Source organism: Shewanella sp. SW24 (assembly GCF_025653395.1).
GTDB classification, from domain to species: Bacteria; Pseudomonadota; Gammaproteobacteria; order Enterobacterales; family Shewanellaceae; genus Shewanella; species Shewanella oncorhynchi.
The window spans coordinates 135,324-161,910 of record NZ_JAKKSH010000009.1 but is presented as its reverse complement, the minus strand read 5'-3'; the positions used below and the strand labels follow the sequence as shown (position 1 = coordinate 161,910).

Here is a 26,587-nt window from a genome sequence, read left to right as displayed (position 1 = left end):
CTTCGCTTAAAAGTGCTCGAAACCGTGATACGGCGGCGTAAACGGCTCACCATTAAGTTGCAACTTGAGCTTACTACCTGCACAAATTTGTCCAACGCGAACAAACTTTGCTCCTGCATGGCTCAACGCTGTCTCAAGCGCACCTTTTTGCGCTTCAGGAACGGTGAACAGCAGTTCATAATCTTCGCCCCCCGTAAGCGCATAACCTAAGGCATGCTCCTCGCTGACGGTATCTTGCATCGCGCGTGAAAGCGGGATGCAATTAACATCCACCACAGCACCAACTGCCGAAGCCTTAAGCACATGACCGATATCCGAGATAAACCCGTCGGAAAGATCGATTGCACTGGAGGCAAGCGAACGCAAAGCTTGACCCGCTAAGACTCTTGGTGTTGGACGATAATGGCGATTAATCAGGAATTCTTTATGCTCGGCTCTGGCCTGTTGCGCGCCGCGAATGATATCCAGACCTAAGGCCGAATCTCCGAGCGTGCCCGTGACATAAATCCAATCACCCGCTTTAGCACCATGACGCGTGAGTGCCTTACCCTGTGGGACTTGGCCGTGCACTGTGATGTTAATAGCCCGTGGACCACGAGTCGTATCGCCGCCAATTAAGGCGATGCCATAGTAATCGGCCGCTTCAAATAAACCTTCACTAAAACCACTTAGCCAAGTCTCATCGACTTCGGGTAGTGTTAAGGCAAGCGTCATCCACGCGGGTTCAGCGCCCATGGCAGCCAGATCAGATAAATTTACCGCTAAAGCTTTGTAACCTAAGGCAGCGGGAGGCATATCGGGGAAGAAATGGACATTTTCAACTAAGGTATCACAGGAGATAGCGATCGACTTGTTTTCTGCAGGTTGCACTAAAGCGCAATCGTCACCGATGCCAAGCTTCACATCACGGCGAGTGGGGCCGCGGTTGCTAAAATAACATTCAATTAATTGGAATTCTTTCACTGTACAGTTTGGCACGACTTACATCGGCCACCTTTGTTAGCAATGAAAAACGGTATCCTAAGATACCGTTTGTCTTTATTACTTGCGTGCAACCAGTTTGTCGAGCAGTCCGTTCACAAACTTATGACTCTCGTCCGCACCGAAAGCTTTTGCCAACTCAATCGCTTCGTTAATCGCGACCTTGTATGGCACATCTTTACGGAAAGTCAGCTCATAGGTCGCTAAACGAACTATGGCTTTCTCTACTGGAGACACTTCATCAATCGGGCGTTCCAGATGCGGGATGATCAGCTCATCCAATTGGGTTTTCTTCGTTGCAACGCCTGAAAATAGCTCACGAAAATAAGCTACATCAACACCGTCGAGACTTTGTTCAGTTAAAAACTCATGCTCGACATCGGCAATATTATTCCCGCTTAGTTGCCATGAATAGATGGCTTGAACGGCTAAACGGCGGGCCTTGCGGCGCTCAGAAGGCTTCATTATTTTTCCTACTATAACAACTGTTGTTCAAGTTCTTGCAGAACATTGACCATTTCAAGCAGGCTTAAAGCAGCTTCGCCGCCTTTGTTACCCGCTTTGGTACCTGAACGTTCAATCGCTTGTTCAATGGTATCAGTGGTCAAAACACCGAAAGCAACAGGCAGATCAAATTCTAAAGCAACTTGAGCTAGACCTTTATTACATTCGCCTGCAACAAAATCAAAATGAGGAGTACCACCACGGATCACCGCACCTAATGCGATAATACCGTCGAATTTACCACTGGCAGCTACGCGACGCGCAGCTAGCGGCAACTCAACCGCACCTGGTACACGGACAACAGTGATATTGTCGTCGCTGACTTGGCCAAAACGTTTCAGCGTGTCAAGTGCACCTTCAAGCAAGCTCTCAACTAAAAAGCTGTTGAAACGCGAAATTACAATCGCAACTTTGGCATTTTTCGCTTCGATATTACCTTGAACTACGTTCATTATCTTACCTAATTTAGCTAAAGCACCCAGCTCGGGGCGAAAAGTGGCGACATGATATCACAGCCAATTGCCCAGAGCCCTATGCAAATTATCAGAAATTGTTAATTTTACTTCAGTGTAACTTTGGGTTTCAGTCCGCCACATACTCAGTCACTTCAAGGCCAAAGCCTGAAAGTGAATGGTAGCGTTTAGGCGAGCTGAGCAGACGCATCTTAGTCACGCCAAGGCTAGCGAGGATTTGCGAACCCACACCCACACGGCGCGACGTCCCCTGCCATTTTGCAGAAGCAGGCGCTTGACCTTGATCTTCGGCTTCAAAGGCTTTCACCTTAGAAAGGATTTCACAGGGATGTTCTTGATTCCCGAGTAAAACCAATACGCCACCTTCTGCAGAAATACGCTCCATCGCCTTTTCGAGTGGCCAGCTGCGTTGCTGATCGCGCTCTGAGTGGAGTAAATCGTTGAAGGTATTTTGCAAATGCACGCGCACCAAACAATCTTCTTTCACCTCACCTTTGACTAAGGCAAAGTGCAGTTGATTGTCGATAGTGTCTCTGAAGGTCACCATGTCGAACTCACCGAAACGGGTCGGTAATTTGCATTTAGCTTCACGCACAACCGTGGTTTCTTTGGTGTTGCGATACTCGATTAAAGCCGCGATAGTGCCGATTTTGATGCCATGCAACTCGGAGAAAATCTCCAAATCTGGGCGACGTGCCATAGTGCCGTCTTCGTTCAAAATCTCAACGATAACGCCCGATGGCTCAAGTCCCGCAAGACGGGCTAAATCACAGCCTGCTTCAGTGTGGCCTGCGCGGGTTAATACGCCGCCGTCCTGCGCCATTAACGGGAAGATATGCCCAGGTTGCACTAAATCAGACGCTTTAGCCTCTTTAGCCACTGCCGCTTTCACCGTTACAGCGCGATCGTGGGCCGAAATACCGGTAGTCACACCCTCCGCCGCTTCAATAGAAACCGTAAAGTTAGTCGAGAACTGGGCGTTATTATTCGTCACCATTAAGGGGAGATTTAACTGCTGGCAACGGGCTTTAGTCATGGTCTGGCAAATAAGCCCACGGCCATATTTCGCCATAAAGTTAATCGCTTCTGGCGTGACCATTTCGGCCGCCATGATCAAATCACCTTCGTTTTCTCTGTCTTCGTCATCCATCAAAATAACCATTTTGCCTTGACGAATATCTTCGATGATCTCTTCTATACTGTGCAGCGCCATTGTAGGACCTTATGATTTTGCTGTTATTATGAAATTCTATACCTAAATAACCTAAGCTGCCGATAAGCTTAAGTGAAATAATCTGCTCCTGTGCACTAACGCACAAAGCCGGCACGGGCTAACATTTCCATGGTGACGCCACCGCTCTTGCTGTCCTTGCCATCATAATTCATCAAGCGTTCAAGATAACGGGCGATTAAATCCACTTCGATATTCACCTTATCGCCCGCTTGCAGGCCGATTAACGTGGTTTCACCTGCGGTATGCGGCACTATGGTCAAGCGGAATCGACTGCCGTCCACTTCGTTAACCGTCAGACTCACGCCATCAATGGTGATGGAACCTTTATGGGCAATATAACGCCCAAGCTCTGCGGGTGCGGCTAACCAAAACTCGATGGCTTGACCACGCACTAGGCGTTGCTCAACTATAGCAATACCGTCTACATGGCCGCTGACCATGTGTCCGCCTAGGCGTGTGGTTGGGGTGACGGCTTTTTCAAGATTAACCTTAGTGCCCACTTTGTAGTGAGCAAAGCCGGTTAGACTCACGGTTTCGGCAGAGACATCAGCCACATAGCCGTCGGCTAATTGCTGCACAACCGTTAAACACACACCGTTGGTGGCAATACTGTCGCCTAAACGCACATCGTTTAAATCCAGTTTGCCGCTCGCGACGGTAAGGCGAATATCATCGCCTTTACGCTCCAGTTTTCGCAGGGTGCCAACGGCTTCAATAATCCCAGTAAACATGGTTAACTCACTTAATTAAATAAAGAAGTAATAAGGCATAAGACTCAAGGTTAAACGGTTATCTTGCTCCAATTCGATTTAGATAAAGAGGTATCAAGCATAACGCTCAAAGTTAAACGGGTATCTGGCCCTAATTTGCGCTCATCTACCAAAATTAGTGCAGGAATGTGTGCCATGGTTTGATAATCGGGCAATTGCAGCAGATTACGCCCATACCCACCGAGGATTTTCATCGCTTGGTACAGCACTAACTCATCGGCAAGCCCCTGCGCTAAAAATGCGCCCGCTAAGGTTGCACCCGCTTCCACCAGCACGTGATTACAGCTTTGGCCTAAATAGCTTAATAGTTCAGGCAATGAGACGCGACCTGCAATTGCAGGTAACACGAGGCAACTCACATGGGAGGGCAATTGTGCTTGAAACTCTGCGGAATAAGCCACGGTCGAGACCAAGAGTATGGGCGATACGATAGCCAAGCAGGCGGCCGATAACGGCAAACGGGCGCGACTGTCGAGTATCACTCTTAATGGCTGCAGTAATTGCGCCTCGGTTACACTGTCTTTTAAGCTGCCAAGTTCCTGATAACGCACATTGAGTGAGGGATCGTCCGCCAGTATGGTTTCAATTCCCGTGACCAGTGCACAAGAACGTAAACGTAATCGCTGCACGTCGCGACGAGATTCTGGACCGGTTATCCATTTAGACACACCGTTAGACAGCGCGGTTTTACCATCGAGACTCGCAGCCAATTTTACTGTAACTCTGGGTAAACCCGATTCCATCCGCTTCATAAAGCCTAAATTCAAGGCATAGGCTTCATCGCGATGTAATCCCACATCCACTTCAATACCGGCGTCACGCAGCATTTGAATGCCACGACCACCTACTTGCGGATTAGGATCTTCCACCGCGACCACCACACGTTTAACGCCAATATTGATCAGCGCCAAGGCGCAGGGCGGCGTGCGGCCATAATGGCTGCAGGGCTCTAAAGTGACATAGGCCGTTGCGCCGCGGGCGCGTTCGCCAGCCATACGTAGCGCATGCACTTCGGCGTGGGGTTCACCCGCTTTTTGATGATAACCTTCACCGATGATTTGATTATCTTTAACGATAACGCAGCCCACACAGGGATTGGGTCTTGTGGTGTAAAAGCCTTTGCGCGCCAATTGAATCGCGCGGCTCATCATTTGGGTATCGAGTACGGACCAACTTATGTTCAAGCTCATGTTCAACCCTGTTGTTAAAGGTTTCGGCTTTCACCAGTCTTACAAACCTGTCTTTTAAATTTGTGCTTTCACGCCAATCGCTCGTACACGTCTGCCTTGTCGGCGACAAAACTCAATGACTACTTTTGCAGCTTGGCGATGGCTTCGCCAAATTCAGACACGTCTTCAAAGGCGCGGTACACAGAAGCGAAACGAATGTAGGCGACTTTATCTAGGCTCATCAATTGCTCCATCATTAAGTTACCCACCATTTCTGACGGCACTTCCCGCTCGCCAGTGGCGCGCAGAGTAGACTTGATTTTGCTGAGTGCTTGCTCTATTTCATCCATAGATACGGGGCGTTTTTCAACGGCGCGCAACATGCCACCTTGGAGTTTTTCTTCATCAAAGGGTTGGCGTGAACCATCGCGCTTAATCACCCTAGGCATAACTAATTCGGCGCCTTCGAAGGTGGTAAATCTTTCATGACATTCGGTGCATTCTCGGCGACGGCGCACTTGGTGGCCTTCTGCCACTAATCGGGAATCGATGACTTTAGTATCTGTCGCGCTACAAAATGGACAATGCATTGAGCCTCCTGCCAGTGAATGGTGGTAAAGCGTTAATGGCTTTACCTGTTAAATCTCAGTCAAACGCAATGGATTTAAACCTAAGATTTTACCAATAAAAATGGCCGCGAGATGCGGCCATGAGATTTTATCCTATTTATGGGCTGAGGTTAACTACCTGAGCTTAACAACCTAATGTTAAGTGCCTGATGCTAAGTACCTGATGCTAAATACCTGATGCTAAATACCTGATGTGATAAGTATCAAGTCTGTCGGCGGTCAATCTCGGCCCTTCATCTACTAAGCGTAGATGCATAGGCAAATTAGCCGTAAACAGGGAAACGTGCGCAAAGTGCCAATACTTGGCCTTTAACACGCTCAATCACAGCAGGATTGCTTGCATCATCAAGGATGTCACAAATCCAGCCCGTCAGCTCTTTCGATTCCGCTTCTTTAAAGCCACGGCGCGTAATAGCTGGCGTACCGATACGCACACCAGAGGTCACAAAGGGTGAACGTGGGTCGTTTGGCACTGAATTTTTGTTCACGGTAATGTTAGCGCTACCTAAGGCAGCATCGGCTTCTTTACCCGTTAAGTCACGACCAATCAGGTCAACTAGCATTAAGTGGTTGCTGGTTCCGCCAGAGACGATTTTGTAACCGCGCTCAAGGAACACTTCAACCATAGCTTTAGCGTTATTAACCACTTGCTGTTGGTACACTCTAAATTCTGGCTCTAGAGCTTCTTTGAACGCCACCGCTTTACCGGCGATAACGTGCATTAATGGGCCACCTTGACCGCCAGGGAATACCGCAGAGTTCAACTTTTTGTACAAGTCTTCATCGTCAGCAGCAGATAGGATCACGCCACCACGAGGACCCGCTAACGTTTTGTGGGTCGTAGATGTCACAACATGCGCGTGTGGTACTGGGTTTGGATAAACGCCCGCAGCAATAAGACCGGCAACGTGTGCCATATCGACAAATAAATAAGCACCGATTTTGTCTGCGATTTCACGCATTTTTGCCCAATCAACGATACCTGAATAGGCAGAAAAACCGCCGATCATCATCTTAGGCTTGTGTTCTAAGGCAATACGCTCCATCTCGTCGTAGTCGATTTTGCCAGACTCGTCGATACCGTAAGGAATGATGTTGTACAGTTTGCCAGAGAAGTTAACCGGTGAACCGTGGGTCAAGTGACCACCGTGAGCTAAGTTCATACCCAGTACGGTATCGCCAGGTTTTAACAATGCCATGTAAACCGCGCTGTTTGCCTGTGAACCTGAATGAGGTTGTACGTTAGCGTAAGTTGCGCCAAACAGTTGTTTAGCACGTTCAATCGCTAAGGTTTCAACTACGTCCACATACTCACAACCACCGTAGTAACGCTTGCCTGGATAGCCTTCAGCGTACTTATTGGTTAACTGTGAACCTTGCGCTTCCATCACGCGTGGACTGGTGTAGTTTTCAGAAGCAATCAGCTCAATATGCTCTTCTTGACGCAGAGTTTCATTCTGAATTGCGTTAAACAGTTCCGGATCATAATCTGCGATATTCATATCTTTTTTCAGCATTGCTTACTCCAGCTGCCAATTCTTATAGGTAGGGTTGCGCGGTATTCTACTCGGAACGCGGTCACAATCCCAGTATTTGAAACATGAAATTCCTGCAGAGAGTGCTTGAACTTGGCTCATTGTCGAGTTGAGTTCGGCGCGCAATCGAGTAGAATTAGCCGCATCATTAGTCACTTAAGATAGAGAAAAATGGCTCAGTTTGTTTACAGCATGCTGCGGGTGGGTAAAATTGTTCCGCCTAAGAAGCAGATCCTTAAAGATATTTCTTTAAGCTTTTTCCCCGGCGCCAAAATTGGCGTACTCGGCCTCAACGGTTCAGGTAAGTCGACACTACTGCGCATTATGGCGGGTATCGACACCGAAATTGAAGGTGAAGCGCGCCCAATGCCGGGATTGAAAATCGGTTACCTGCCGCAGGAACCTAAACTCGATCCGAATCAAACCGTGCGTGAAGCGATTGAAGAAGCGGTAGCAGAGGCAAAAAATGCCCTGACTCGCCTCGATGCCGTTTACGCAGCCTACGCCGAGCCGGATGCCGATTTCGACGCCCTTGCAAAAGAGCAAGGCGAACTCGAAGCCATTATTCAAGCCCAAGATGCCCATAACTTAGAGTACGTCCTTGAGCGCGCCGCCAACGCCCTGCGTCTGCCAGATTGGGATGAGAAAATCGAAGTATTATCCGGTGGTGAACGTCGCCGCGTGGCGATATGTCGCTTGCTGCTTGAAAAGCCAGAAATGCTGTTACTGGACGAACCCACCAACCACTTGGATGCTGAATCTGTGGCGTGGCTTGAGCACTTCTTGCAGGAATATGCCGGTACTGTGGTCGCGATTACCCATGACAGATACTTCCTCGACAATGCCGCTGGCTGGATTTTAGAACTCGACCGCGGTGAAGGTATTCCGTGGGAAGGTAACTATTCTTCATGGCTTGAGCAGAAAGATGCCCGTCTAAAGCAAGAATCGGCTACCGAAAGCGCTCGCCAAAAGACCATTGCCAAAGAATTGGAATGGGTACGTCAAGGCGCGAAAGGCCGCCAGTCTAAAGGCAAAGCCCGTATGGCACGCTTTGAAGAACTGAACACTAACGATTACCAAAAACGTAACGAAACCAACGAGCTGTTTATTCCGCCAGGACCACGTTTAGGTGACAAGGTTATTGAAGTGAATAACCTGACCAAATCTTACGGTGACCGCGTATTGATCGACAACCTGTCGTTCTCTGTGCCTAAGGGCGCGATCGTCGGCATTATCGGTGCCAACGGCGCGGGTAAATCGACCCTGTTCCGCATGTTATCCGGCGCTGAAAAGCCAGACAGCGGCAGCATTGAGCTGGGTGATACAGTGCAACTGGCCTCGGTTGAGCAGTTCCGCGATTCGATGAATGATAAGAACACCATTTGGGAAGAAATCTCCGGTGGTCAAGACATCATGCGTATCAACAACATGGAAATCCCGAGCCGTGCCTATGTAGGCCGCTTCAATTTCCGTGGTGGCGATCAGCAAAAAGTCATCGGTACTTTATCTGGTGGTGAACGTAACCGCGTGCATTTAGCCAAACTGCTGCAAGCGGGCGGTAACGTATTACTCCTCGACGAACCCACCAACGATTTAGACGTTGAAACCCTGCGCGCACTGGAAGAAGCGATTCTGGAATTCCCCGGTTGCGCTATGGTGATTTCGCATGACCGTTGGTTCCTCGACCGTATCGCGACCCACATTCTGGATTACCGTGACGAAGGCCAAGTGAACTTCTACGAAGGTAACTACACAGAATACTCGGCATGGTTGAAAAACACCTATGGCGCCGATGTGGTTGAGCCACACCGCTTGAAATACAAGCGCATGATAAAGTAAATCTAGAATCTAGAATCTAGACAAGTGTAAATCTGAGGAGTTTAGCTCGAAAGGGTTAAGCTCCTTTTTATGGCATTCAGTTACGCTATGAGTGCCGTAGACTTTGGTGCTATTTCAAACTGAAACTATTTCAATTCAAGCTGGCAAAGTAGGCCACCAGCATGTCCATCATCACCCTAAGTGCAGGCTGCATATGTTTGCGGGATTGATACACGCCATATACACCGAGGGACTGCGGCTTAAACTCCATTAATAAAGGCACTAGCTGACCCGAGTCTAAATAGGGTTTCGCCGCCCAAACGGGCTGCATAGCGATCCCCTCACCTGCCAGCGTGGCATTGAGCACCACCATGGAATCATTGGCGCTAAAATTCCCATTCACAGGCACGTTAAATACTTGACTTTGGTTTAACTTAGGATCGGAGTTCTGCGTCTGGGCCTGTTTCGCAGCCACATCGCTTTGATAAAACCGCCACATCACATCGCCAAAATAGGAATAGGTTAAACAGTTATGCTGAGTTAAATCCTCAGGATGCAGCACGGCGGCGCGCGCGGCAAGATAACTCGGGGCAGCGCACACAACAGATTCACACTCCCCTAAGCGCCTAGCGATAAGATTGGGATCGAGTTCATTGGTGATGCGAATAGCCAGATCAATACGCTCGGCGACTAAATCGACGGTTTGGCTGCTCACGTGGAAATTCACGCTCGCCTGCGGATAACTGGCTAAATATTGCTGTACCACGGGCGCTAAAATCTGATGCGCCAAAAACTGGGAGCAACTAATACGTAGCAATCCCCGCGGAATCGCCACAGCGGCGTGGCTTACCGCAGGTACTTCATTAGCCAATTCGAGCAGTCGATGGCAATAATCCAGCACTTGCTCACCCGCGGGCGTTAAGCTGAGACTGCGCGTCGAACGATGCAACAATCTAGCGCCGGACCATTCTTCCATTTCGCTCAAGTAACGGGTCACCATAGAACGCGACATATCTAAGGCATTGGCGGCGCTGATCATGCTGCCGCGCTCAACAATAGTCACAAACACCTTAGCCGCTTCGAGTCTATCCATGATTTATCTCCACTCACATTCAATCAATAACTTTCAATCACTCGAAGGCCCACTCACATACTCGCGTATCCACATAGCTAATAGCTATATAGTTAATAACTAAGAGTGCAATAGTACACGCAGCAATTCATCCGATTAATGCAACAAACATGGGCAGATACTCGCATTTATCTATTGATTTTTGCAACCTATACTTAACTCACTTTTTGCAGCAGCTGCAAATCAATGAATGCTAAATCGAACCTTTTACTCTTTCACCCTGTGACTATAAGTGAGCCCCAAATGAACACATCAACCTATGCAATACGTAACACAGTTAACGCCACATTGAAGGCCTCATCTAAAATCGGCCTAGCCGCCACTTTACTGCTAGCAGGATTTGGCACGGTCAATGCTGCGCCATTGCAAGTGAGCCATTTTAATCCGGGCGAAAACAGCATCTTTGCCGTGTCATCAAGCTTTATCAGCGGCGAGCGTGAAATGATGTTAGTCGATGCGCAATTTCAAAATAACGATGCCCAAACATTGGTCGACACCATTAAGGCCAGCGGTAAAAAGCTGACTCAGGTGTATATCAGCCATAGCGATCCTGATTTCTATTTCGGCTTAGCCGTGATTAAAAAGAATTTCCCCGATGCACAAATCGTCGCGACTCAAACCACAGTCGATGCGATTAAAGCCTCAATGGAAGGCAAACTCGCCTACTGGGGGCCGATTTTAAAAGATAATGCGCCAAGCGAATTAGTGTTACCTAAGGCGATTCACAGTGACACTTTTACTATCGACGGTGAGCAAGTGATTATCAAAGGTTTTAATGATAAACACCCTAAACACACTTTCCTGTGGGTGCCATCGGCAAAAACTATTACAGGTGGCGTAGAAGTATTTGATAACACGCATGTTTGGATGGCTGACACTCAAACTGCCTCTGAGCGTCAGGAATGGTTAACCCATTTAGATGCAATGGAAAAACTGCTGCCGACCACAGTGATCCCAGGGCACTATTTAGGCGAAGCGCGATTTAATACCCACGCCATCGGTTTTACTCGTGAATATGTAAAAGCCTTTGAAATCGCTGCAAAAGCCTCGAAAGATTCCGCCGAATTAATCCAAAAGATGCTGGCGCTATACCCACAAATGCCAGCCGATGCAGGGCTTGAGATCAGCGCCAAAGTTTACATGGGCGAAATGACCTGGCCTATGTAAGCCCAGCCATATCTATCTAGGCGATTAGATACAAGCATTTAAGTGAAAACAGTTAAAGACAGGCACGTGAGCGATTGCGTGCCATTTTTTAGCTAAATAACGGTACCAACCTAACTATTTTAATCGATGTTCTCAAAGGGCTTAAGTCGCTAATGTCGCGACGAACTTAAGCCAAAAGGTTTAACTATGACTCAGCCAACAACCCATCCAACTAGCACAACCAGCAGCACAGCAACGGCCAAAGAGCGCACTCTGCACGCCATTATCGACCCTTTATGTGGTTGGTGTTATGCCGCAGCGCCTTTACTCGATGCCGCCGCAAAAGCAGGCTTTACCATTAAGCTCCACGGCGGCGGTATGCTCACGGGCCCAAGACGTAAACAAATCGATGCTAACTGGCGCGACTATGTTATGCCCCACGATCTGCGTATTGCCGAGCTAACCGGACAACCTTTTGGGGAAAACTATTTTGATGGTCTGCTGCGCGATACCACAATCGTACTCGACTCGGCGCCTCCTATTAAAGCCATGCTCGCAGTCGATGCTATGGGTGGCGACAGTTTGGCCTATCTACACTCAGTACAACTGGCCCATTACCGTGATGGTCACAGCGCCAGTGATGAAGGTAATCTCGCAAGGTTAGCCGCTGAACTTGGGCTCGACCCTATAGGCTTTGCGCAACATTATGCCCAAGGTGAAGACAAGCTATATGAGCATATTGTTGAATCCAGAGCATTACTGAATCTGATAGGTGCCCAAGGTTTCCCTTCAATGGCTATAGAGGATGATGACGGCAACATAACCGCCATTAATATCAACCGCTTTTATGGCCAACCCGCCCAGTGGTTAAGCCATCTTGAAGCACAGTTTGAGTCGTAATCATGCCAACGCTTAATGGTGTTCCAACAAACTCTTTAGTGAGTGAGCCTGCTCAGTTAAATCTTATCGAAACAGCAAGGCAAACTGATGCGAATCTTGCACTTGTCAAAAGTACTTACGCAGGACACAGCTCTGCCGAAAATGCCAAAAATCTTGAGCATGCACTGGCAAATGACGCACGCTGGACAGAGGCGGTAGGTTTTCCCTATGCGGGCACTTACATAGGTTTTAGCGCGATAGCCGCCAATGTGTTCGCCCGCCTCGAAAAAGAATGGGATAACTATTGCGTCGATATCGAAGACTATGTGGCGCAGGGTGATAAGGTTTTTGCCTTCGGCACTTATTCAGGTACTTATGTCAAAACGGGCAAACATTTTACCGCTCGAGTCGCCCATTTATGGAAGATACACAGCGGAAAAATCGTCAGTTTTGAGCAGTTTGTTGATAGTTATACCGTCGTCAATGCCATGTAATTGTCAATACCCATAACAACAGTTATGCACGATAGAAATGCCATGATGGAATAACTGAATCACGAGGCGGGCAAGTTTAATTTAGCCCGCCCCACGACTTGCCGATGTTAAGCCTTATCCGTATGATTTAGTGTTTTCAATAGGTTGAGCACTTGACATTAAGTACTTAAGATTAGGCACTTGCGATTAAGCGTTTGGATTAAGCGCTTGAAATTGAATTCGTCAAGCTGCACGTTCGAAGACTCATCAACTCAAGTGTCTAAAATGAAAAAATGAATAACTAAAACAAGAACAAGGATGCGGTCTAATGCAAATCAATTCGATGCCAGTCGGGGCTCACCCAATCACGCTATCTATGACGCGACTTAGCCGAGCCAGCCAATGGATACTCAAGCAACAGAGAAAATTCACGCCCCTGTTATGGCTTGTCACCGCACTCCCCTTTACCTCACTTGCGTTTATCTCACTGACGACCAATGCAAGTGAAACTGATACAGAGTTAAAAATTCAAGAAAGCAGCATCACCGATGGCCCTTATGTGTTTTTAGATGATGCTCAAAAAGACACAGCCTATTGGATTTGCCAGAGTGAACTAAAACAAACGCCGATTGCGAAGGCGCAGTTAACTCGCCCTGCCAGTTGCGGTGAATTACCCCAACCGCACCTTTATACACAAGCTGTCACGGTTGAGCCAGATACCTTCACCCATGTCAGCAAAATTGTCGCCCTTAGCGATGTACACGGCCAGTTTGATGTAATGATTAACTTGCTAAAAGCCCATCAGATTATCGACAAAGATAACCACTGGGCCTTTGGTGACGGTCATATGGTGATGACGGGCGACATGTTTGACCGTGGTCATCAAGTCAATGAAGTATTGTGGTTTTTATATACCTTAGATCAAGAAGCCCAAGCTGCGGGCGGACGCTTACATCTACTCATGGGCAATCACGAGCAAATGGTGTTTCGCGGCGACTTACGCTACGTCAACGAACGCTATCAAGTCTCGGCAGATTTACTCAAACGCAGCTACGATGCGCTCTACAACAAAGACACCGAAATAGGCCAATGGCTTCGCAGCAAACATACCTTAGTCAAAATCAATAATATCTTGTTTATGCACGGTGGCATCAGCCCTGAATGGGTCGAGCGTAAATTAAATATCAGCGATGCTAACCAATTATTTCGTCAGCATTTAGATGATAAAAAAGCCGATTTAAAGCAAGACGATTTACTCAACTTTTTGTTTTTTACCAATGGTCCAACTTGGTATCGTGGCTACTTTAAAGATGAACTGAAAGAGTCGGATATCGATAGCATACTGAGCTATTTCAAGGTCGATCATATCGTCGTAGGGCACACATCGCAGGAACAAGTACTTGGGCTTTATCATAATAAAGTCATTGCGATAGATAGCAGCATTAAGAATGGTAAATCCGGTGAGCTGTTACTTATCGACGCTGGAAAACTCCGCCGAGGTTTGTATCAGGGTGAGCAGGTTTCGCTATAACCTGCCTCGCTAAAATCCTTTGCCCCAATACGTGAATGAGCTAGCGCCTTAATCCATAAATTCGCTGGGGCAAATAAGGCATGAATGAGCAAGGGTAAAACGGGCGCACGCCATGGTTCTCAATCGGCACAACGCTCAATCGTATGGCTCTCAACATGCACCCATCTTAATATCCATAAGTTCGCCTGTTTTAATTAACTCTGACTATACTCAAGCCAAGTGCGACTCACCTAAGTGCTGGAGTAGAAATGGGGAAGAAATTACTCACATTATCTAGCTTTTGCTTGTTTCTATTCAGCTTCTATCCCCCAGCATTTTCGGGCAGGGAACTCCAATTAGTCGCCACTAACTATCCTCCTTTTTATGCCGATGCCTTACCTGAACAGGGCGGCGTTGCGCAAGTCGTCAAAGAAGCTTTTAAACGTCAAGGTTACACTGCCAGCCTCAAGTTTTATCCCTTCGCCCGCGCGGCTTTACTCGTTAAAACTGGCCAAGCTGATGGCATCATTGGGCTCTGGTATCGTAAAGAGCGCGAGCAATGGGCCCAATATTCTGCGCCTATCCAACCCGTACAAATTGTGTTTTATAAACGTAAAGATTCACCGCTGAGTTTCAGTCAACTTTCAGATCTTAAACCTTTCACTATTGGTATAGGTCGCGGTTACGCTAATCCACCAGAAATCTTCGCCGCGGGGCTCACCACAGAGGAAGGAAATTCGGATGAGATGAATCTCAAAAAGCTGTTTTTAAAGCGTATTGACTTAGTCTTGATTGGCCATAACTTAGCGAGGTATTTAATTAAAAAAGGACCAAGTGAATATGAGGGGGCCTTTGAGCAAGTCGGCCAACCCATAGCGACTGAGGTATTTCATTTAGGGATCTCTTTGGCTGTAGCGGATCATCCGCAGTTAGTGACGGATTTTAATCAAGGTTTAGAGAGTATGCGCCGCGATGGACGATTAGCGGCAATTTTAAGCCAATATCCTCAGGTTGAAACGACTCAAGCGCCGATTGAAAAAACGCGAACTGAAGTCCATCCCTAAAGTCCGTCCAGCTTTTAAAAAGCAATAACAGCACAAAAAAACAGCAAAACTCTCGTTGAATTGTGCTCAATGCTCAAAAAACACAATTTCTTTCATTTTCGTTCGCTTACCTTTACAAACTTTTACCCAACTGGCGTACGTTATTCACTAGAATAGCGCCATTAGAGCGATTACCTTTTTAAACTGCCTTTGCGCGAGATAATAATTACAATGAAAAAAACCATTATTGCCATTGCCCTGCTTGCGATTATCGCCACAGCGGTGAGTTTTAGTGATGTCCTTCAAGCGGCTAAACCCGAGAACGCACCACATCTTATGCGTACCGTTCCTGTGGTCACGGGTGAAGTGATTGAATATCCATTAGCGCAATCTATCTCTCTTATCGGCAAACTCGCGGCTGAACGTGCAGTGATCATTGCACCGCAAGTCACAGGTAAGATTAAACAAGTCGCAGTGACCTCAAACCAAGCGGTGAAAAAAGGCCAGTTACTGATCGAACTCGATGATATGAAAGCCCAAGCCGCCGTCGCCGAGGCCAATGCTTTCCTCAATGATGAAAAACGTAAACTCAAAGAATTTGAAAAACTGATCAGCCGTAACGCCATTACCCAAACCGAGATTGACGCACAAAAAGCCAGTGTTGATATCGCCCAAGCACGCTTATCCTCCGCCCAAGCAGATTTACATTACCACTCGCTGATAGCGCCGTTTGCGGGTAATACTGGCCTGATTAATTTCAGCGAAGGCAAGATGGTCAGCATGGGCACTGAGTTGATGTCGCTAGATGATTTGTCCAGCATGCGCCTCGACTTACAAGTGCCTGAGCATTTCCTATCGCAACTGAGTATTGGCATGCAAGTATCAGCCACCAGTCGCGCTTGGCCGAATGAAATCTTTACTGGCAAAATGGTAGCTATCGATCCCCGCGTCAATGAGGAAACCTTAAACCTCAAAGTACGAGTGCTATTCGATAATCCGAAGAAACGCTTAAAACCGGGCATGATGATGTCGTCAACCATCACCTTCCCAGCGATTTCAGCACCTATGGTGCCAGTGCAAGCTCTTGAATATTCAGGAACTAAACGTTACGTATACGTAGTTAGCGCCGACCACATTGCCCACCGCACAGAAGTGACACTCGGGGCACGTATCGATAACCAAGTCTTAATCGAAAGCGGTTTAAACATAGGTGACAAAGTCGTGGTACAGGGCTTAGTCAATATGCGCGATGGCCTGCAAATCAATGAAGTCACGCTCGATGATAAAGCCTCAGTCCGTGCGACAGAGCTTTCATGTCTTAAAGCAACGGAGACGAAATAATGTGGTTATCCGATGTTTCGGTTAAACGCCCTGTCGTTGCCATCGTTTTAAGCTTACTGCTATGTGTATTCGGCATAGTGTCGTTCACTAAACTGTCAATACGGGAAATGCCCGACGTCGAAAGCCCTGTGGTCACCATCAGCACCAGTTACTCGGGTGCATCGGCGGCGATTATGGAAAGCCAGATCACTAAGACTTTAGAAGATGAGCTAACAGGGATCAGTGGTATTGACGAAATCACCTCGACCACACGTAACGGTAGCTCGCGTATCACAGTTAAATTCCTCCTCGGTTGGAACTTAACCGAAGGGGTCAGCGATGTGCGTGATGCTGTGGCCCGCGCCCAACGCAGGCTCCCAGAAGATGCAAAAGACCCCGTCGTCTCAAAAGACAACGGCTCCGGCGAACCCTCAGTCTATGTGAACTTAAGCTCGAGTGTGATGGACCGTACTCAATTAACGGACTACGCCCAGCGAGTACTCGAGGACAAATTCAGCTTAATCAGCGGCGTGAGTTCTATCAGCATTTCCGGCGGCTTGTATAAGGTCATGTACGTCAAGCTCAGACCCGAACAAATGGCAGGACGTAATGTTACCGCAACGGATATTATCAACGCCCTGCGTAAAGAGAACATCGAAACGCCCGGCGGCCAAGTGCGCAACGACACCACTGTGATGTCGGTGCGTACCAAACGCTTGTACTACACGCCGAAGGATTTCGACTATCTTGTGGTGCGTACCGCCAGCGATGGCACGGCTATCTACTTAAAAGATGTGGCAGATGTGGCTGTTGGCGCACAAAACGAAAACTCGACCTTCAAAAGTGACGGCATAGTTAACATCAGTTTAGGCATTATTGCCCAGTCCGATGCCAACCCCCTGCTCGTTGCCAAAGAAGTGCATAAAGAAGTTGATCGCGTACAAAACTTCCTGCCCGAAGGCACTAGCCTAGTGGTCGACTTCGACTCGACCGTATTTATCGACCGCTCGATTAACGAAGTGTATAGCACCCTTTATGTCACCGGCGCCTTGGTCGTACTCGTGCTGTATATCTTCATTGGACAAGCACGAGCAACGTTAATCCCAGCGGTGACGGTTCCAGTATCTTTGATCTCGGCATTTATCGCCGCCAACATGCTAGGTTATTCGATTAATCTACTGACATTGATGGCATTAATCCTCTCCATCGGTCTAGTGGTGGATGATGCGATTGTGGTGGTTGAAAACATTTTCCACCATATCGAAAAAGGTGAAGAGCCCTTACTCGCCGCCTATAAAGGTACTCGAGAAGTGGGCTTTGCCGTTATCGCCACTACGGCGGTACTGGTGATGGTATTCCTCCCAATTTCATTTATGGAGGGCATGGTCGGGCTACTATTTACCGAGTTCTCCGTGATGCTGGCGGTGTCAGTGCTGTTCTCCTCCTTAGTGGCACTCACACTTACGCCTGTACTGAGCAGTAAATTACTTAAAGCCAACGTCAAACCGAATCGCTTTAATCGTTGGGTCGACAGCGGCTTTGCTCGCATGGAAAGCGTTTATCGCGTCGCCGTGACTCGAGCGATTAAACTCCGCCTGCTCGCACCGCTAGTCATCCTCGCTTGTATCGGCGGCAGCGCGTGGTTAATGCAACAAGTACCGTCACAGCTTGCGCCGCAGGAAGACCGCGGCGTGTTGTTCGCCTTTATTAAAGGCGCCGAAGGCACCAGTTATAACCGTATGACAGCCAACATGGACATAGTCGAAGACAGACTCATGCCCTTGCTAGGTAAAGGTGTGCTGCGATCCTTCAGCGTACAAGCTCCCGCCTTTGGTGGCCGTGCTGGTGATCAAACAGGTTTTGTCATCATGCAGCTAGAAGATTGGGAACACCGCGATGTGACAGCGCAGCAAGCCCTTGGAATTATTAGCAATGCCTTAAAAGATATCCCAGATGTAATGGTTCGCCCTATGATGCCAGGCTTTAGAGGGCAATCGAGCGAACCCGTGCAATTTGTACTTGGTGGTTCGGACTATGCCGAACTGTTTAAGTGGGCGCAGATATTGAAAGAAGAGGCTAATGCTAGCCCTATGATGGAAGGGGCTGACTTAGACTACGCAGAAACAACGCCAGAACTCATTGTTACTGTCGATAAAGAGCGCGCCGCAGAACTGGGGATCAGTGTCGACCAAGTATCGGAAACCTTAGAAGTCATGCTGGGTGGACGCACCGAAACGACCTTTGTTGATCGAGGTGAAGAATACGATGTGTATTTACGCGGTGATGAAAACAGTTTCAACAATGTCGGTGACCTGAGCCAAATCTACATGCGGTCAGCTAAGGGTGAATTAGTCACTCTCGATACTGTCACCCATATAGAAGAAATTGCCTCGGCACAAAGATTAAGCCACACCAATAAGCAAAAATCGATCACCCTCAAGGCTAACGTCAGTGAAGGTTACACCTTAGGTGAAGGCTTAAAGTTCCTTGACGCTAAAGCCATTGAATTATTACCTAAGGATATTTCGATTGGTTACACGGGCGAATCCAAAGATTTTAAAGAAAACCAAAGCAGTATCTTTATCGTATTTGGTTTAGCTTTACTGGTTGCCTACTTAGTATTAGCCGCACAGTTTGAGAGCTTTATCAACCCGTTAGTGGTAATGTTTACTGTGCCTATGGGTGTATTCGGTGGTTTCTTAGGACTACTGATCACTAGCCAAGGGATCAACATCTACAGCCAGATAGGCATGATCATGTTAATTGGTATGGTGACTAAAAACGGTATCCTTATCGTCGAATTTGCCAACCAATTGCGTGACCGCGGCTTTGAACTCGATAAAGCCATTATCGATGCGTCATCCCGTCGTTTACGGCCAATCCTAATGACAGCCTTCACCACCTTAGTAGGCGCTGTGCCGCTAATTTTCTCGACGGGCGCAGGCTCAGAAAGCCGTATTGCTGTAGGTACTGTGGTGTTCTTCGGAATGGCGTTTGCTACCTTTGTGACCTTACTGGTGATCCCCGCCATGTATCGATTAATCTCGGCCACGACCCATTCACCGGGTTATGTTGAAGCTAAGCTCGAAGCGGCGATTAAAGCACAAGAGTTAGCGGCACAAGAGGCGGCGGCAAAACAGCAAGAACTCGCACCTAAAGCCTAGCGCTAATAATAACTGCAGAAGATCACAGAACAAAAAGCCAAGACACTCAGTGTCTTGGCTTTTTTATTGGCGTCTTAATCAAGTTTCCTTGCCCTACATAGGATATTGGGAATTTATCTATCCAATCACAACACAATTTCGGCCAGCGGATTTAGCGCTATACAACGCACTGTCTACCCGGAAAAGTGCGCTGCGCAGACTCTCATTATCTTGAACACAGATACAGCCAAAACTCATAGTCAAATTCAGTTGTTTATCTTGATAGAAAAAATCCGTCGACGCTAAATCTAAACGTAATTGCTCTGCAATTTGATATGTTTCATCTAAGGAGTAACCTTGTAAAACAATCAAGAATTCTTCACCTCCCCAACGTGCAATACAAGCAGCGGATTGCTGTAGCCCTTCAAGTAACCTTGCAACTTGTACTAAGACATCATCCCCACATAAATGACCAAACGTGTCATTAATGGCTTTGAAATAATCGACATCGCACATTAATAAGCAAAGGTCAGAGCCATTTGTGGTACTTAAGGCATTCTCCAACACTGCTTCCGCTTTACGGCGATTAGCGAGGCCAGTCAACACATCGGTATTAGACAAAGTTTGATTTTCATCAATAAGCAATTGTAAATCATGGATATCTCTCATCGTTACTATATGCAAGTCCGATTGATTCTCTGTGGTAATTTGTGCCGTGATCAAAAACCAACGGTACTCACCGTTACGACAAAGAATGCGAGCCTGCATTTCAGCCGTATCGATTCCTGCATTGATACTGCTTTCAACAATTTTTGCCCATCCTTCAACCATAGCTTGGCGCACTAAAGGATCTGGATACACAGTATTAAACCAAGCATCCATATCGGGAATATCGACTAATGTGTAGCCAATCTGTTCGATAAAGGCATGATTAACAAAACGATGGATCCGCTGTATACGGCCAGACATCTCATTCATGCGTGATTCTGAAAGCAGGATTGGAATAGGAATGAAATCTAAGCTTTTAAAGAGAATTACCTCACTGGTATTGCGTGCTGTCATTAACCTTCTCCGCTCAAATTCCAGACAAAGATCTGTTATCACATCCCAAACCTAATTGGGGCTAAAAGATGATAGATAAAATATAATTTAACGTTTGAATTTATTCAGAATTCAATCAAATACAACACGGTTACGGCCATCATTTTTAGCTTTATATAAAACGCTATCAACCCGAAATAATAGACTATGCAAGCTTTCAGCAACTTGATGCCCGACACACCCAAAACTCATGGTCAAATGCATATGCTGGCCATAGGATTGGTAATCCGTGGATTCAATATCACAACGCAACTTCTCGGCAAGCTCTATAGCGACTTCAAGTTCAGTGTTTTCCAGCACGATCAGAAACTCTTCCCCTCCCCAACGTGCGACACAGGAGGCAGAGGGGGCATAGCGCTTAAGCTGATCCGCTACTAATTTAAGCACATCATCCCCACACAAATGACCAAAGTTATCATTGATACTCTTAAAAAAATCGATATCACACATCACTAAACAGAGTGAACCTTGTGCATCAGCACTGTGTTCTATGGCTAAAGCGAGGAGCTGTTCCACTTGACGACGATTGGCAAGTCCCGTCAGTAAATCGGTATTAGACTGTCGCTTGTTATCCTCAATCAGTAACTGCAACTGATGAACATCTCTCATAGTGACTATGTTTAAGTTTGATTGATTTTCTGTGGTAATTTGAGCTGTGATTAAAAACCAACGATATTCACCATTGCCACAGCGAAGGTAAGTTTGAAAACCTGCGGTACTCAGCCCCTGTTTTTCACTTACATACACAGCCCTATCCCAATCAAACATCGCTTTATCTCGAAGGATTGGCTCGGGATAAACAGTATTAAACCAAGATTCAATATCGGGTATGTCCGACATGGTATAACCCAATTGCTCAATAAATGCATGATTCATAAATCTATGCACCCTATGAGTGCTTGGGCGACGTCCTTCAACGTCCAAGGCCTCAGATAATAGAACTGGGATAGGTATATAATTTAAACTTTTGAATAATAAGACTTCACTATCTTCTGAAAAAAGTCGACGCATCCGTATCTCCCCATACAACGAATAACATAGAGATAACATTTAGTGTGATAGAACCACATATGATTTGTGAGGACAAGAACTCACTTAGGCTGTCGTCGATATAAAAACGCTACAATCGCACATCGTAAAATCAGAAAGTGACTTTGAGTACATCTAAAATGATGGAATCACAATTACTTAAGGAAAGCCTAATGAAAAGTGTTTGTTTGAAAAGACATTGATTCCCTTTGTTCGGATGCTCGTTTTTCGTACTACTCAGTAGTAACAATATTCAATAGAAGCTTTGAGATGATGGGATTTAGCGGAAGAATAGATGCGTAAACGTCACCATTCATAACTCTCTGCTTATGAATAGACTGTGGTCTACTCAATGATGAAGTTAATTTTACTTCCTGCCATGCCTCGATTGATTTCGACAGCACCCAAGAGGCAGCAAAGCAGCAGGAACTCGCACCTAAAACCTAGCTTTTCACGTCTATACAAAATGTAGAAATTACATAGAAAAGCCAAAGTACTTAGTATCTTGGCTTTTCATTTGCGTCTTAAGCGTTTTTTGCTTTATTGGCTAAGCCTAAAAGTAAACCTAAGCCAACGCAAAGCAGTGCACTTAACGTAATCACAATACCTAAATGGTGGATGATTCCCGCGCCGCCTAAACCTAATCCCAACAGAATATAATAAAATAGTCCAAAGAGTGCGCCAGCAGAGCCCGCATAGGTGCGGTAGTTTGCCAGAGCAGAGCTTAGTATGTTCGGAATTGCGATACCGTAAGCCATCACAATCAATAGCATAGGGGCTAGAAAGTAAACATTATTCAGCCCAATAAAGGTCGATTGAAGGAGCCAAATGCCCAGTCCACCGACAAGTGCAATAGCACTGGCTAAGCGAACGAGTTGTGCGCTGGTGTGGCCTCGACCCAGCATTATTTTATTAACATAACTACCAAGGAAAGCACCAAAGCCTAACAGTAAGCCACTAGTACCAAACGCGAGTGTCGATAAGCCTTGCGCCTCAAACATAAATGGCGCCAGTGAAAAGTAGCTAAACCACATTAGGTTAAACGCCGCCACCAACAAGCTGCTCTTAATAATCTCGCTGTCGGTAAGCATCTTAATCGCTAACTCGCCTATCGCGATTTTCTGGGTATGTGTGGGTTTGGTTTCGGGTAAAGATTTTACCGACAAAAACAGCAGCACAATTGCAGAGACCATGAGTGCGGCAAACACACCTTGATATCCCCAATACGCACTGAGGATACTGCCCAATAGCAATCCGATGACAGGGCTTATCCCAAGTGACATTCCCATCACAGAAAAGACTTTGGCTAATTCTTCGCCGCTATAACTGTCACGCATCATAGTTTGGGTAATCACAGAACCCACTGCCGCGCCAAAAGCCGACAATATGCGGGCCAGCAACAACAGGCTAAAATCGCTCACCATCAAGGCTAACGCAGAGCCAATGGCATAACATACTAATCCCGCGAGCATAGCTTTACGGCGACCAATAATGTCGGCTAAGCGGCCCCAGCAAAATACGCCGATAGCAAAAGCAATAAAGTACACAGATAAGGTTTGCGATGCGCCAGCAATCGACACTGCAAAGTGTTCTGCAATATTAGGCAACGCTGGGCTATAGATTGTTTCCATAATTTGCGGAAACATCATTAGCAGCACAGCGAGCCCTAAAGGGGGTTTTATATTCATGATTTTTAGTCCATTTCAGCACTCCAACAAATGAGTTGGTTTACCGAAATGTCACTCCATACTTGTCAAAGATGGCGCAGTATAGATAAAATCCAAATGTGACAATTAACAACACTTAGACAAAAAACATCAAAAATAGGACAAGATGGCCTTTATTCAACCCGAACAACTATTTAATCCAGATCTGCTGGATAATCTGGTTATTGGCATTGCCGCCAATATGGGCGAACACGACTCGGGAATGCATCACCACAGGAAGGCACAACTGCTTTATGCTCCAGCAGGATGCATGACATTCACCCTAACCCAGACTCAGGTGGTATTACCGCCGACGCGAGCCGCTTGGCTGCCAGCAGGTGTCGAGCACAGCGTCAGAATGCATAATGTCGTCGCCTATCGCTCACTCTACTTTGAGCCAGAAACCGTCAGCTCATTGCCCGATAAGGTCACTATTTTCCATGTAAACCCACTACTCAAAGCCTTAATCGACACTATGTCGTTTTGGCCTTGGGACAAACCAAGAAGCAGTCAACACAATGCTTTTTCGCTGCTCTGCGAAGAATTGGGCAATGCCATGGAAGAAAATCTGGCTTTACCCCTCCCACAGGATAAACGTTTAACAACCTGGCTTGCGCAACTACTGCAACATCAGAAACCGCCAGCCAATCTTAAGGATATGGCAGTAGAAATCGGAGCCAGTGAACGCACAATTAGCCGCATTTTTAGCGCACAAACGGGCATGGCTTATCAAGCCTGGCGCCAGCAATGGCGCTTACTTGCGGCCATAGAACAATTAGCAACGGGAACCTCGGTGGCGCAGGTGGGCTTTAATTTACAATTTTCCAGCGACAGTGCCTTTATCAGCTTTTTTAAGCAATATACCGGCACTACTCCAGCACAATATTTCAAATAAGTACTGGCTCGACTGACTTACAATCGTCGAATCGAGCCTTGCCTCATATGCACTTTCATGACGCTAGCTGCGACGTTAGGCTTTCAAAGCTGGCGTGGCAGAAGACTTAAACCAAGCAAGCGGTTTTTGACGGCGCGTTAACATGTTTCCGAGCGCGACCAGCAAAAGTCCCGCGCTTGAATACCAAGTCCACTGATAATCCTCAAACACGCTCGATACGCTCAGTGCCACCACAGGGGTAATCACCAACAGATACGCAGCGGCATTAGCGCCAATTCGCTCAACCAAGATCAAATAAGCGGTAAAGCCAACCACAGAGGCGATAACGGCTAAGTAGAACAAGCTGCCAAGATAGCTGGTTGTCAGCGGTAAACTAAAACTTAAATCTTTAAACCAAATGATGAGCAATAACGCCGCACTGCCATAGCACATGGCATAGGCTGTTGAGGTAAAGGGCGACATATTATCGCGCGAGTTGCGCATACTGATCATGTTACCAATCGAGAAAAACCACGTACCTAGCAGCGAAAACAATAAGCCCCACACTAAATTTTGTGACCACTGAGTCGCGAGCAAATCGGCACCAAAGAGTAAGCTAATGCCCCCCAGACCGACACCGACGCCTAACCAAAAATTACGACTGGTGGGCGTACCGTAAAAAATGCGGCCATGTATCGCATTAAAAATAGGGGCAGTGGCCATAATCACCGCCGTTAAACCGCTGGCGATATAATGGGTTGCGGTATAAAACGCGATAAAGTTCAAACAAAATAGACACACGCCTTGTAGCGCAAACCAAGGATGCTGCCTAAGCTTTACCGCTTGCAGCTTGTTAAAGGCAAAGCCAATGGTGAACATCAAGAGACTCGCAATCGCAAACCGATAGAAAATCGAGACTTCCGTCGCCACCTCACCGTGCTGCCACTTAATGGCAATCCACGAAAAACCCCACACAAAAATCATCAGCAAATACATCACAGCAGCCATAATGAGTCTCCTACACCTTCATAAAATGCTTAATGAGGCAAACTATACAGCGATGGCTTTCGTCCTTATGTCACCATCTTGTTGGCCATAACACGATATTGCGGTTTTAATCGCGAGCGGACGTTGAGCCACGCCCATAAGTGCGATAATTTGGAAAGACAAAATGCTTAGCCAGTGAGATCACTAGGAACCCATGGAGCCCAAATACATCAGTTTTGATAAATCCGCCAAAACCTGTATTCGTAAACAAGCGATTACGGAGGATTTATCTTGGGCTCATTATCAAAATGCGAGCGAGCGTCTGTATTACCAAAACGATGCACAACATACGCTGAGCATGTATCTGGATGGCGGCTACGAAACCCACAGAACCGATATCAAGGCCGACTATGGCGCGCCCAGTAAGTTTTGTCTTATGCCCCAAGGTAGCGAGAGTCGTTGGCAACTGGGACAACCGCAGCAGTTTATGCATTTGTATTTTAGCGATGAACATCTTAAAAAATTGGCGGTGCGAGTCTTTGATAAAGATCCACGCCAAGTGCGTTTACCTGAGTTGACCTTTGTCGATAATCCGAGATTAGAGGCGCTGTTTCGGCACCAAGTTGCAGGGCTCGATTGGCAGACGAGTGATCACCATCTGATGATGGAACAAGTAACCGACACTGTGCTGGTGACTTTGCTGCAAAGCTCAGGCTTTAATTTGTCGGTGGGGCCAATTAAGGGTGGGCTCGCACCTAAAGTGGCTAAAGCGATCAAAGAGTTTATTCATTGCCATTCCCATCGGCAGATTTACTTGTCTGAGTTGGCCGAGCTTGCCCAACTTAGCGAGTACCATTTTTGTCGCATGTTTAAATGCCAATTTGCGATGACGCCGCAGGAGTATTTGCTGCAAGTGCGCATTGAAAAGGTCAAACAAAGCTTGAGCCATTCAACGCAATCATTGACCGATATCGCCCTCAATAATGGCTTTGCCAATCAAAGTCATATGGGGCGTTACTTTAAAAAACTCAGCGGCATGTCACCGGGCGAATATCAAAAATACCATAGAAGCTAACATACGCTTTGGGTTCACAATCTCGACGGCTGAACCCAACACTCTAACATCCTTGA

23 protein-coding genes are annotated in these 26,587 nt (G+C 46.9%); 10 read left to right on the top strand and 13 right to left on the bottom strand.

Going from position 1 to position 26,587, the window contains the following annotated elements; all coding sequences use genetic code 11:
- Positions 1–6 precede the first annotated feature (6 nt).
- The 8 genes from thiL to glyA form a co-directional block, all read right to left on the bottom strand.
- The gene (gene thiL, locus L5M17_RS09890) at positions 7–963 is read right to left on the bottom strand and encodes a thiamine-phosphate kinase (RefSeq protein ID WP_037392620.1); all 957 of its coding nucleotides are present in this window, start codon (positions 961–963) and stop codon (positions 7–9) included.
- A 78-nt stretch (positions 964–1,041) separates the two neighbouring features.
- Positions 1,042–1,446 carry a transcription antitermination factor NusB gene (gene nusB / locus L5M17_RS09885; RefSeq protein WP_006082638.1) on the bottom strand — a complete coding sequence of 135 codons (405 nt, stop codon included), beginning with the start codon at positions 1,444–1,446 and terminating at the stop codon, positions 1,042–1,044.
- 11 nt (positions 1,447–1,457) lie between these two features.
- The gene (gene ribE, locus L5M17_RS09880) at positions 1,458–1,937 is read right to left on the bottom strand and encodes a 6,7-dimethyl-8-ribityllumazine synthase (RefSeq protein WP_006082639.1); all 480 of its coding nucleotides are present in this window, start codon (positions 1,935–1,937) and stop codon (positions 1,458–1,460) included.
- A 130-nt stretch (positions 1,938–2,067) separates the two neighbouring features.
- On the bottom strand, positions 2,068–3,171 hold the full coding sequence (ribBA, locus tag L5M17_RS09875) for a bifunctional 3,4-dihydroxy-2-butanone-4-phosphate synthase/GTP cyclohydrolase II (RefSeq protein WP_028761388.1): 1,104 nt from the start codon (positions 3,169–3,171) through the stop codon (positions 2,068–2,070).
- 95 nt (positions 3,172–3,266) lie between these two features.
- The gene (locus L5M17_RS09870) at positions 3,267–3,923 is read right to left on the bottom strand and encodes a riboflavin synthase (RefSeq protein WP_263146994.1); all 657 of its coding nucleotides are present in this window, start codon (positions 3,921–3,923) and stop codon (positions 3,267–3,269) included.
- 50 nt (positions 3,924–3,973) lie between these two features.
- The gene (gene ribD / locus L5M17_RS09865) at positions 3,974–5,152 is read right to left on the bottom strand and encodes a bifunctional diaminohydroxyphosphoribosylaminopyrimidine deaminase/5-amino-6-(5-phosphoribosylamino)uracil reductase RibD (protein ID WP_263146993.1); all 1,179 of its coding nucleotides are present in this window, start codon (positions 5,150–5,152) and stop codon (positions 3,974–3,976) included.
- 119 nt (positions 5,153–5,271) lie between these two features.
- A complete protein-coding gene (gene nrdR, locus L5M17_RS09860) occupies positions 5,272–5,721 on the bottom strand; it encodes a transcriptional regulator NrdR (protein ID WP_006082643.1) in 450 nt (149 codons plus the stop codon).
- A 302-nt stretch (positions 5,722–6,023) separates the two neighbouring features.
- Positions 6,024–7,277, bottom strand: a complete 1,254-nt coding sequence (gene glyA / locus L5M17_RS09855; RefSeq protein ID WP_263146991.1) for a serine hydroxymethyltransferase — start codon at positions 7,275–7,277, stop codon at positions 6,024–6,026.
- A gap of 189 nt (positions 7,278–7,466) precedes the next feature.
- Here glyA and ettA point away from each other — a divergent pair, with 189 nt between their 5' ends.
- Positions 7,467–9,134 (top strand): energy-dependent translational throttle protein EttA, encoded by a 1,668-nt coding sequence (gene ettA / locus L5M17_RS09850; protein ID WP_028761391.1) that lies wholly within the window; start codon positions 7,467–7,469, stop codon positions 9,132–9,134.
- 130 nt (positions 9,135–9,264) lie between these two features.
- On the opposite strand, the gene L5M17_RS09845 is transcribed toward ettA, so the two are convergent.
- On the bottom strand, positions 9,265–10,206 hold the full coding sequence (locus L5M17_RS09845) for a LysR family transcriptional regulator (protein ID WP_263146987.1): 942 nt from the start codon (positions 10,204–10,206) through the stop codon (positions 9,265–9,267).
- Between the two features lie 282 nt (positions 10,207–10,488).
- On the opposite strand from L5M17_RS09845, the gene L5M17_RS09840 reads away from it, so the two are divergent.
- The 7 genes from L5M17_RS09840 to L5M17_RS09810 all read left to right on the top strand — a co-directional run bounded on the left by L5M17_RS09840 (position 10,489) and on the right by L5M17_RS09810 (position 19,780).
- Positions 10,489–11,412, top strand: coding sequence for an MBL fold metallo-hydrolase (locus L5M17_RS09840; protein WP_198572915.1), 924 nt, complete (start codon positions 10,489–10,491; stop codon positions 11,410–11,412).
- A 186-nt stretch (positions 11,413–11,598) separates the two neighbouring features.
- Positions 11,599–12,291, top strand: coding sequence for a DsbA family protein (locus L5M17_RS09835; RefSeq protein WP_198572916.1), 693 nt, complete (start codon positions 11,599–11,601; stop codon positions 12,289–12,291).
- Positions 12,292–12,293: 2 nt separating this feature from the next.
- On the top strand, positions 12,294–12,764 hold the full coding sequence (locus L5M17_RS09830; RefSeq protein WP_198572917.1) for a nuclear transport factor 2 family protein: 471 nt from the start codon (positions 12,294–12,296) through the stop codon (positions 12,762–12,764).
- Between the two features lie 307 nt (positions 12,765–13,071).
- Positions 13,072–14,274 carry a metallophosphoesterase gene (locus L5M17_RS09825; RefSeq protein ID WP_263146981.1) on the top strand — a complete coding sequence of 401 codons (1,203 nt, stop codon included), beginning with the start codon at positions 13,072–13,074 and terminating at the stop codon, positions 14,272–14,274.
- Between the two features lie 248 nt (positions 14,275–14,522).
- Positions 14,523–15,317 carry a substrate-binding periplasmic protein gene (locus tag L5M17_RS09820; protein WP_263146979.1) on the top strand — a complete coding sequence of 265 codons (795 nt, stop codon included), beginning with the start codon at positions 14,523–14,525 and terminating at the stop codon, positions 15,315–15,317.
- Between the two features lie 210 nt (positions 15,318–15,527).
- A complete protein-coding gene (locus tag L5M17_RS09815) occupies positions 15,528–16,637 on the top strand; it encodes an efflux RND transporter periplasmic adaptor subunit (RefSeq protein ID WP_263146976.1) in 1,110 nt (369 codons plus the stop codon).
- Positions 16,637–19,780 carry a multidrug efflux RND transporter permease subunit gene (locus tag L5M17_RS09810; RefSeq protein ID WP_263146974.1) on the top strand — a complete coding sequence of 1,048 codons (3,144 nt, stop codon included), beginning with the start codon at positions 16,637–16,639 and terminating at the stop codon, positions 19,778–19,780. Before L5M17_RS09815 ends, L5M17_RS09810 begins: the two co-directional genes overlap by 1 nt.
- A 117-nt stretch (positions 19,781–19,897) precedes the next feature.
- Here L5M17_RS09810 and L5M17_RS09805 read toward each other — a convergent pair whose 3' ends face one another.
- From L5M17_RS09805 to L5M17_RS09795, 3 genes are all read right to left on the bottom strand, one after another.
- Positions 19,898–20,821, bottom strand: coding sequence for a GGDEF domain-containing protein (locus tag L5M17_RS09805; RefSeq protein WP_219254128.1), 924 nt, complete (start codon positions 20,819–20,821; stop codon positions 19,898–19,900).
- Positions 20,822–20,932: 111 nt separating this feature from the next.
- The gene (locus L5M17_RS09800; protein ID WP_263146973.1) at positions 20,933–21,736 is read right to left on the bottom strand and encodes a sensor domain-containing diguanylate cyclase; all 804 of its coding nucleotides are present in this window, start codon (positions 21,734–21,736) and stop codon (positions 20,933–20,935) included.
- Between the two features lie 677 nt (positions 21,737–22,413).
- Positions 22,414–23,577 carry a multidrug effflux MFS transporter gene (locus L5M17_RS09795; protein WP_263146970.1) on the bottom strand — a complete coding sequence of 388 codons (1,164 nt, stop codon included), beginning with the start codon at positions 23,575–23,577 and terminating at the stop codon, positions 22,414–22,416.
- A 145-nt stretch (positions 23,578–23,722) separates the two neighbouring features.
- On the opposite strand from L5M17_RS09795, the gene L5M17_RS09790 reads away from it, so the two are divergent.
- The gene (locus L5M17_RS09790; RefSeq protein ID WP_131523569.1) at positions 23,723–24,490 is read left to right on the top strand and encodes an AraC family transcriptional regulator; all 768 of its coding nucleotides are present in this window, start codon (positions 23,723–23,725) and stop codon (positions 24,488–24,490) included.
- A gap of 75 nt (positions 24,491–24,565) precedes the next feature.
- On the opposite strand, the gene L5M17_RS09785 is transcribed toward L5M17_RS09790, so the two are convergent.
- The gene (locus L5M17_RS09785) at positions 24,566–25,477 is read right to left on the bottom strand and encodes a DMT family transporter (RefSeq protein WP_263146966.1); all 912 of its coding nucleotides are present in this window, start codon (positions 25,475–25,477) and stop codon (positions 24,566–24,568) included.
- Between the two features lie 193 nt (positions 25,478–25,670).
- Here L5M17_RS09785 and L5M17_RS09780 point away from each other — a divergent pair, with 193 nt between their 5' ends.
- On the top strand, positions 25,671–26,531 hold the full coding sequence (locus tag L5M17_RS09780; protein ID WP_263146963.1) for a helix-turn-helix transcriptional regulator: 861 nt from the start codon (positions 25,671–25,673) through the stop codon (positions 26,529–26,531).
- Positions 26,532–26,587: the final 56 nt, after the last annotated feature.

What these genes read in the sequence shown, in the direction of transcription:
- nusB (WP_006082638.1), bottom strand. Translation starts at nt 1,446, where the DNA reads ATGAAGCCTTCTGAGCGCCGCAAGGCCCGCCGTTTAGCCGTTCAAGCC.
- ribE (WP_006082639.1), bottom strand. Translation starts at nt 1,937, where the DNA reads ATGAACGTAGTTCAAGGTAATATCGAAGCGAAAAATGCCAAAGTTGCG.
- ribBA (WP_028761388.1), bottom strand. Translation starts at nt 3,171, where the DNA reads ATGGCGCTGCACAGTATAGAAGAGATCATCGAAGATATTCGTCAAGGC.
- L5M17_RS09870 (WP_263146994.1), bottom strand. Translation starts at nt 3,923, where the DNA reads ATGTTTACTGGGATTATTGAAGCCGTTGGCACCCTGCGAAAACTGGAG.
- ribD (WP_263146993.1), bottom strand. Translation starts at nt 5,152, where the DNA reads ATGAGCTTGAACATAAGTTGGTCCGTACTCGATACCCAAATGATGAGC.
- nrdR (WP_006082643.1), bottom strand. Translation starts at nt 5,721, where the DNA reads ATGCATTGTCCATTTTGTAGCGCGACAGATACTAAAGTCATCGATTCC.
- glyA (WP_263146991.1), bottom strand. Translation starts at nt 7,277, where the DNA reads ATGCTGAAAAAAGATATGAATATCGCAGATTATGATCCGGAACTGTTT.
- ettA (WP_028761391.1), top strand. Translation starts at nt 7,467, where the DNA reads ATGGCTCAGTTTGTTTACAGCATGCTGCGGGTGGGTAAAATTGTTCCG.
- L5M17_RS09845 (WP_263146987.1), bottom strand. Translation starts at nt 10,206, where the DNA reads ATGGATAGACTCGAAGCGGCTAAGGTGTTTGTGACTATTGTTGAGCGC.
- L5M17_RS09840 (WP_198572915.1), top strand. Translation starts at nt 10,489, where the DNA reads ATGAACACATCAACCTATGCAATACGTAACACAGTTAACGCCACATTG.
- L5M17_RS09835 (WP_198572916.1), top strand. Translation starts at nt 11,599, where the DNA reads ATGACTCAGCCAACAACCCATCCAACTAGCACAACCAGCAGCACAGCA.
- L5M17_RS09830 (WP_198572917.1), top strand. Translation starts at nt 12,294, where the DNA reads ATGCCAACGCTTAATGGTGTTCCAACAAACTCTTTAGTGAGTGAGCCT.
- L5M17_RS09825 (WP_263146981.1), top strand. Translation starts at nt 13,072, where the DNA reads ATGCAAATCAATTCGATGCCAGTCGGGGCTCACCCAATCACGCTATCT.
- L5M17_RS09820 (WP_263146979.1), top strand. Translation starts at nt 14,523, where the DNA reads ATGGGGAAGAAATTACTCACATTATCTAGCTTTTGCTTGTTTCTATTC.
- L5M17_RS09815 (WP_263146976.1), top strand. Translation starts at nt 15,528, where the DNA reads ATGAAAAAAACCATTATTGCCATTGCCCTGCTTGCGATTATCGCCACA.
- L5M17_RS09810 (WP_263146974.1), top strand. Translation starts at nt 16,637, where the DNA reads ATGTGGTTATCCGATGTTTCGGTTAAACGCCCTGTCGTTGCCATCGTT.
- L5M17_RS09805 (WP_219254128.1), bottom strand. Translation starts at nt 20,821, where the DNA reads ATGACAGCACGCAATACCAGTGAGGTAATTCTCTTTAAAAGCTTAGAT.
- L5M17_RS09800 (WP_263146973.1), bottom strand. Translation starts at nt 21,736, where the DNA reads ATGAATCATGCATTTATTGAGCAATTGGGTTATACCATGTCGGACATA.
- L5M17_RS09795 (WP_263146970.1), bottom strand. Translation starts at nt 23,577, where the DNA reads ATGAATATAAAACCCCCTTTAGGGCTCGCTGTGCTGCTAATGATGTTT.
- L5M17_RS09790 (WP_131523569.1), top strand. Translation starts at nt 23,723, where the DNA reads ATGGCCTTTATTCAACCCGAACAACTATTTAATCCAGATCTGCTGGAT.
- L5M17_RS09785 (WP_263146966.1), bottom strand. Translation starts at nt 25,477, where the DNA reads ATGGCTGCTGTGATGTATTTGCTGATGATTTTTGTGTGGGGTTTTTCG.
- L5M17_RS09780 (WP_263146963.1), top strand. Translation starts at nt 25,671, where the DNA reads ATGGAGCCCAAATACATCAGTTTTGATAAATCCGCCAAAACCTGTATT.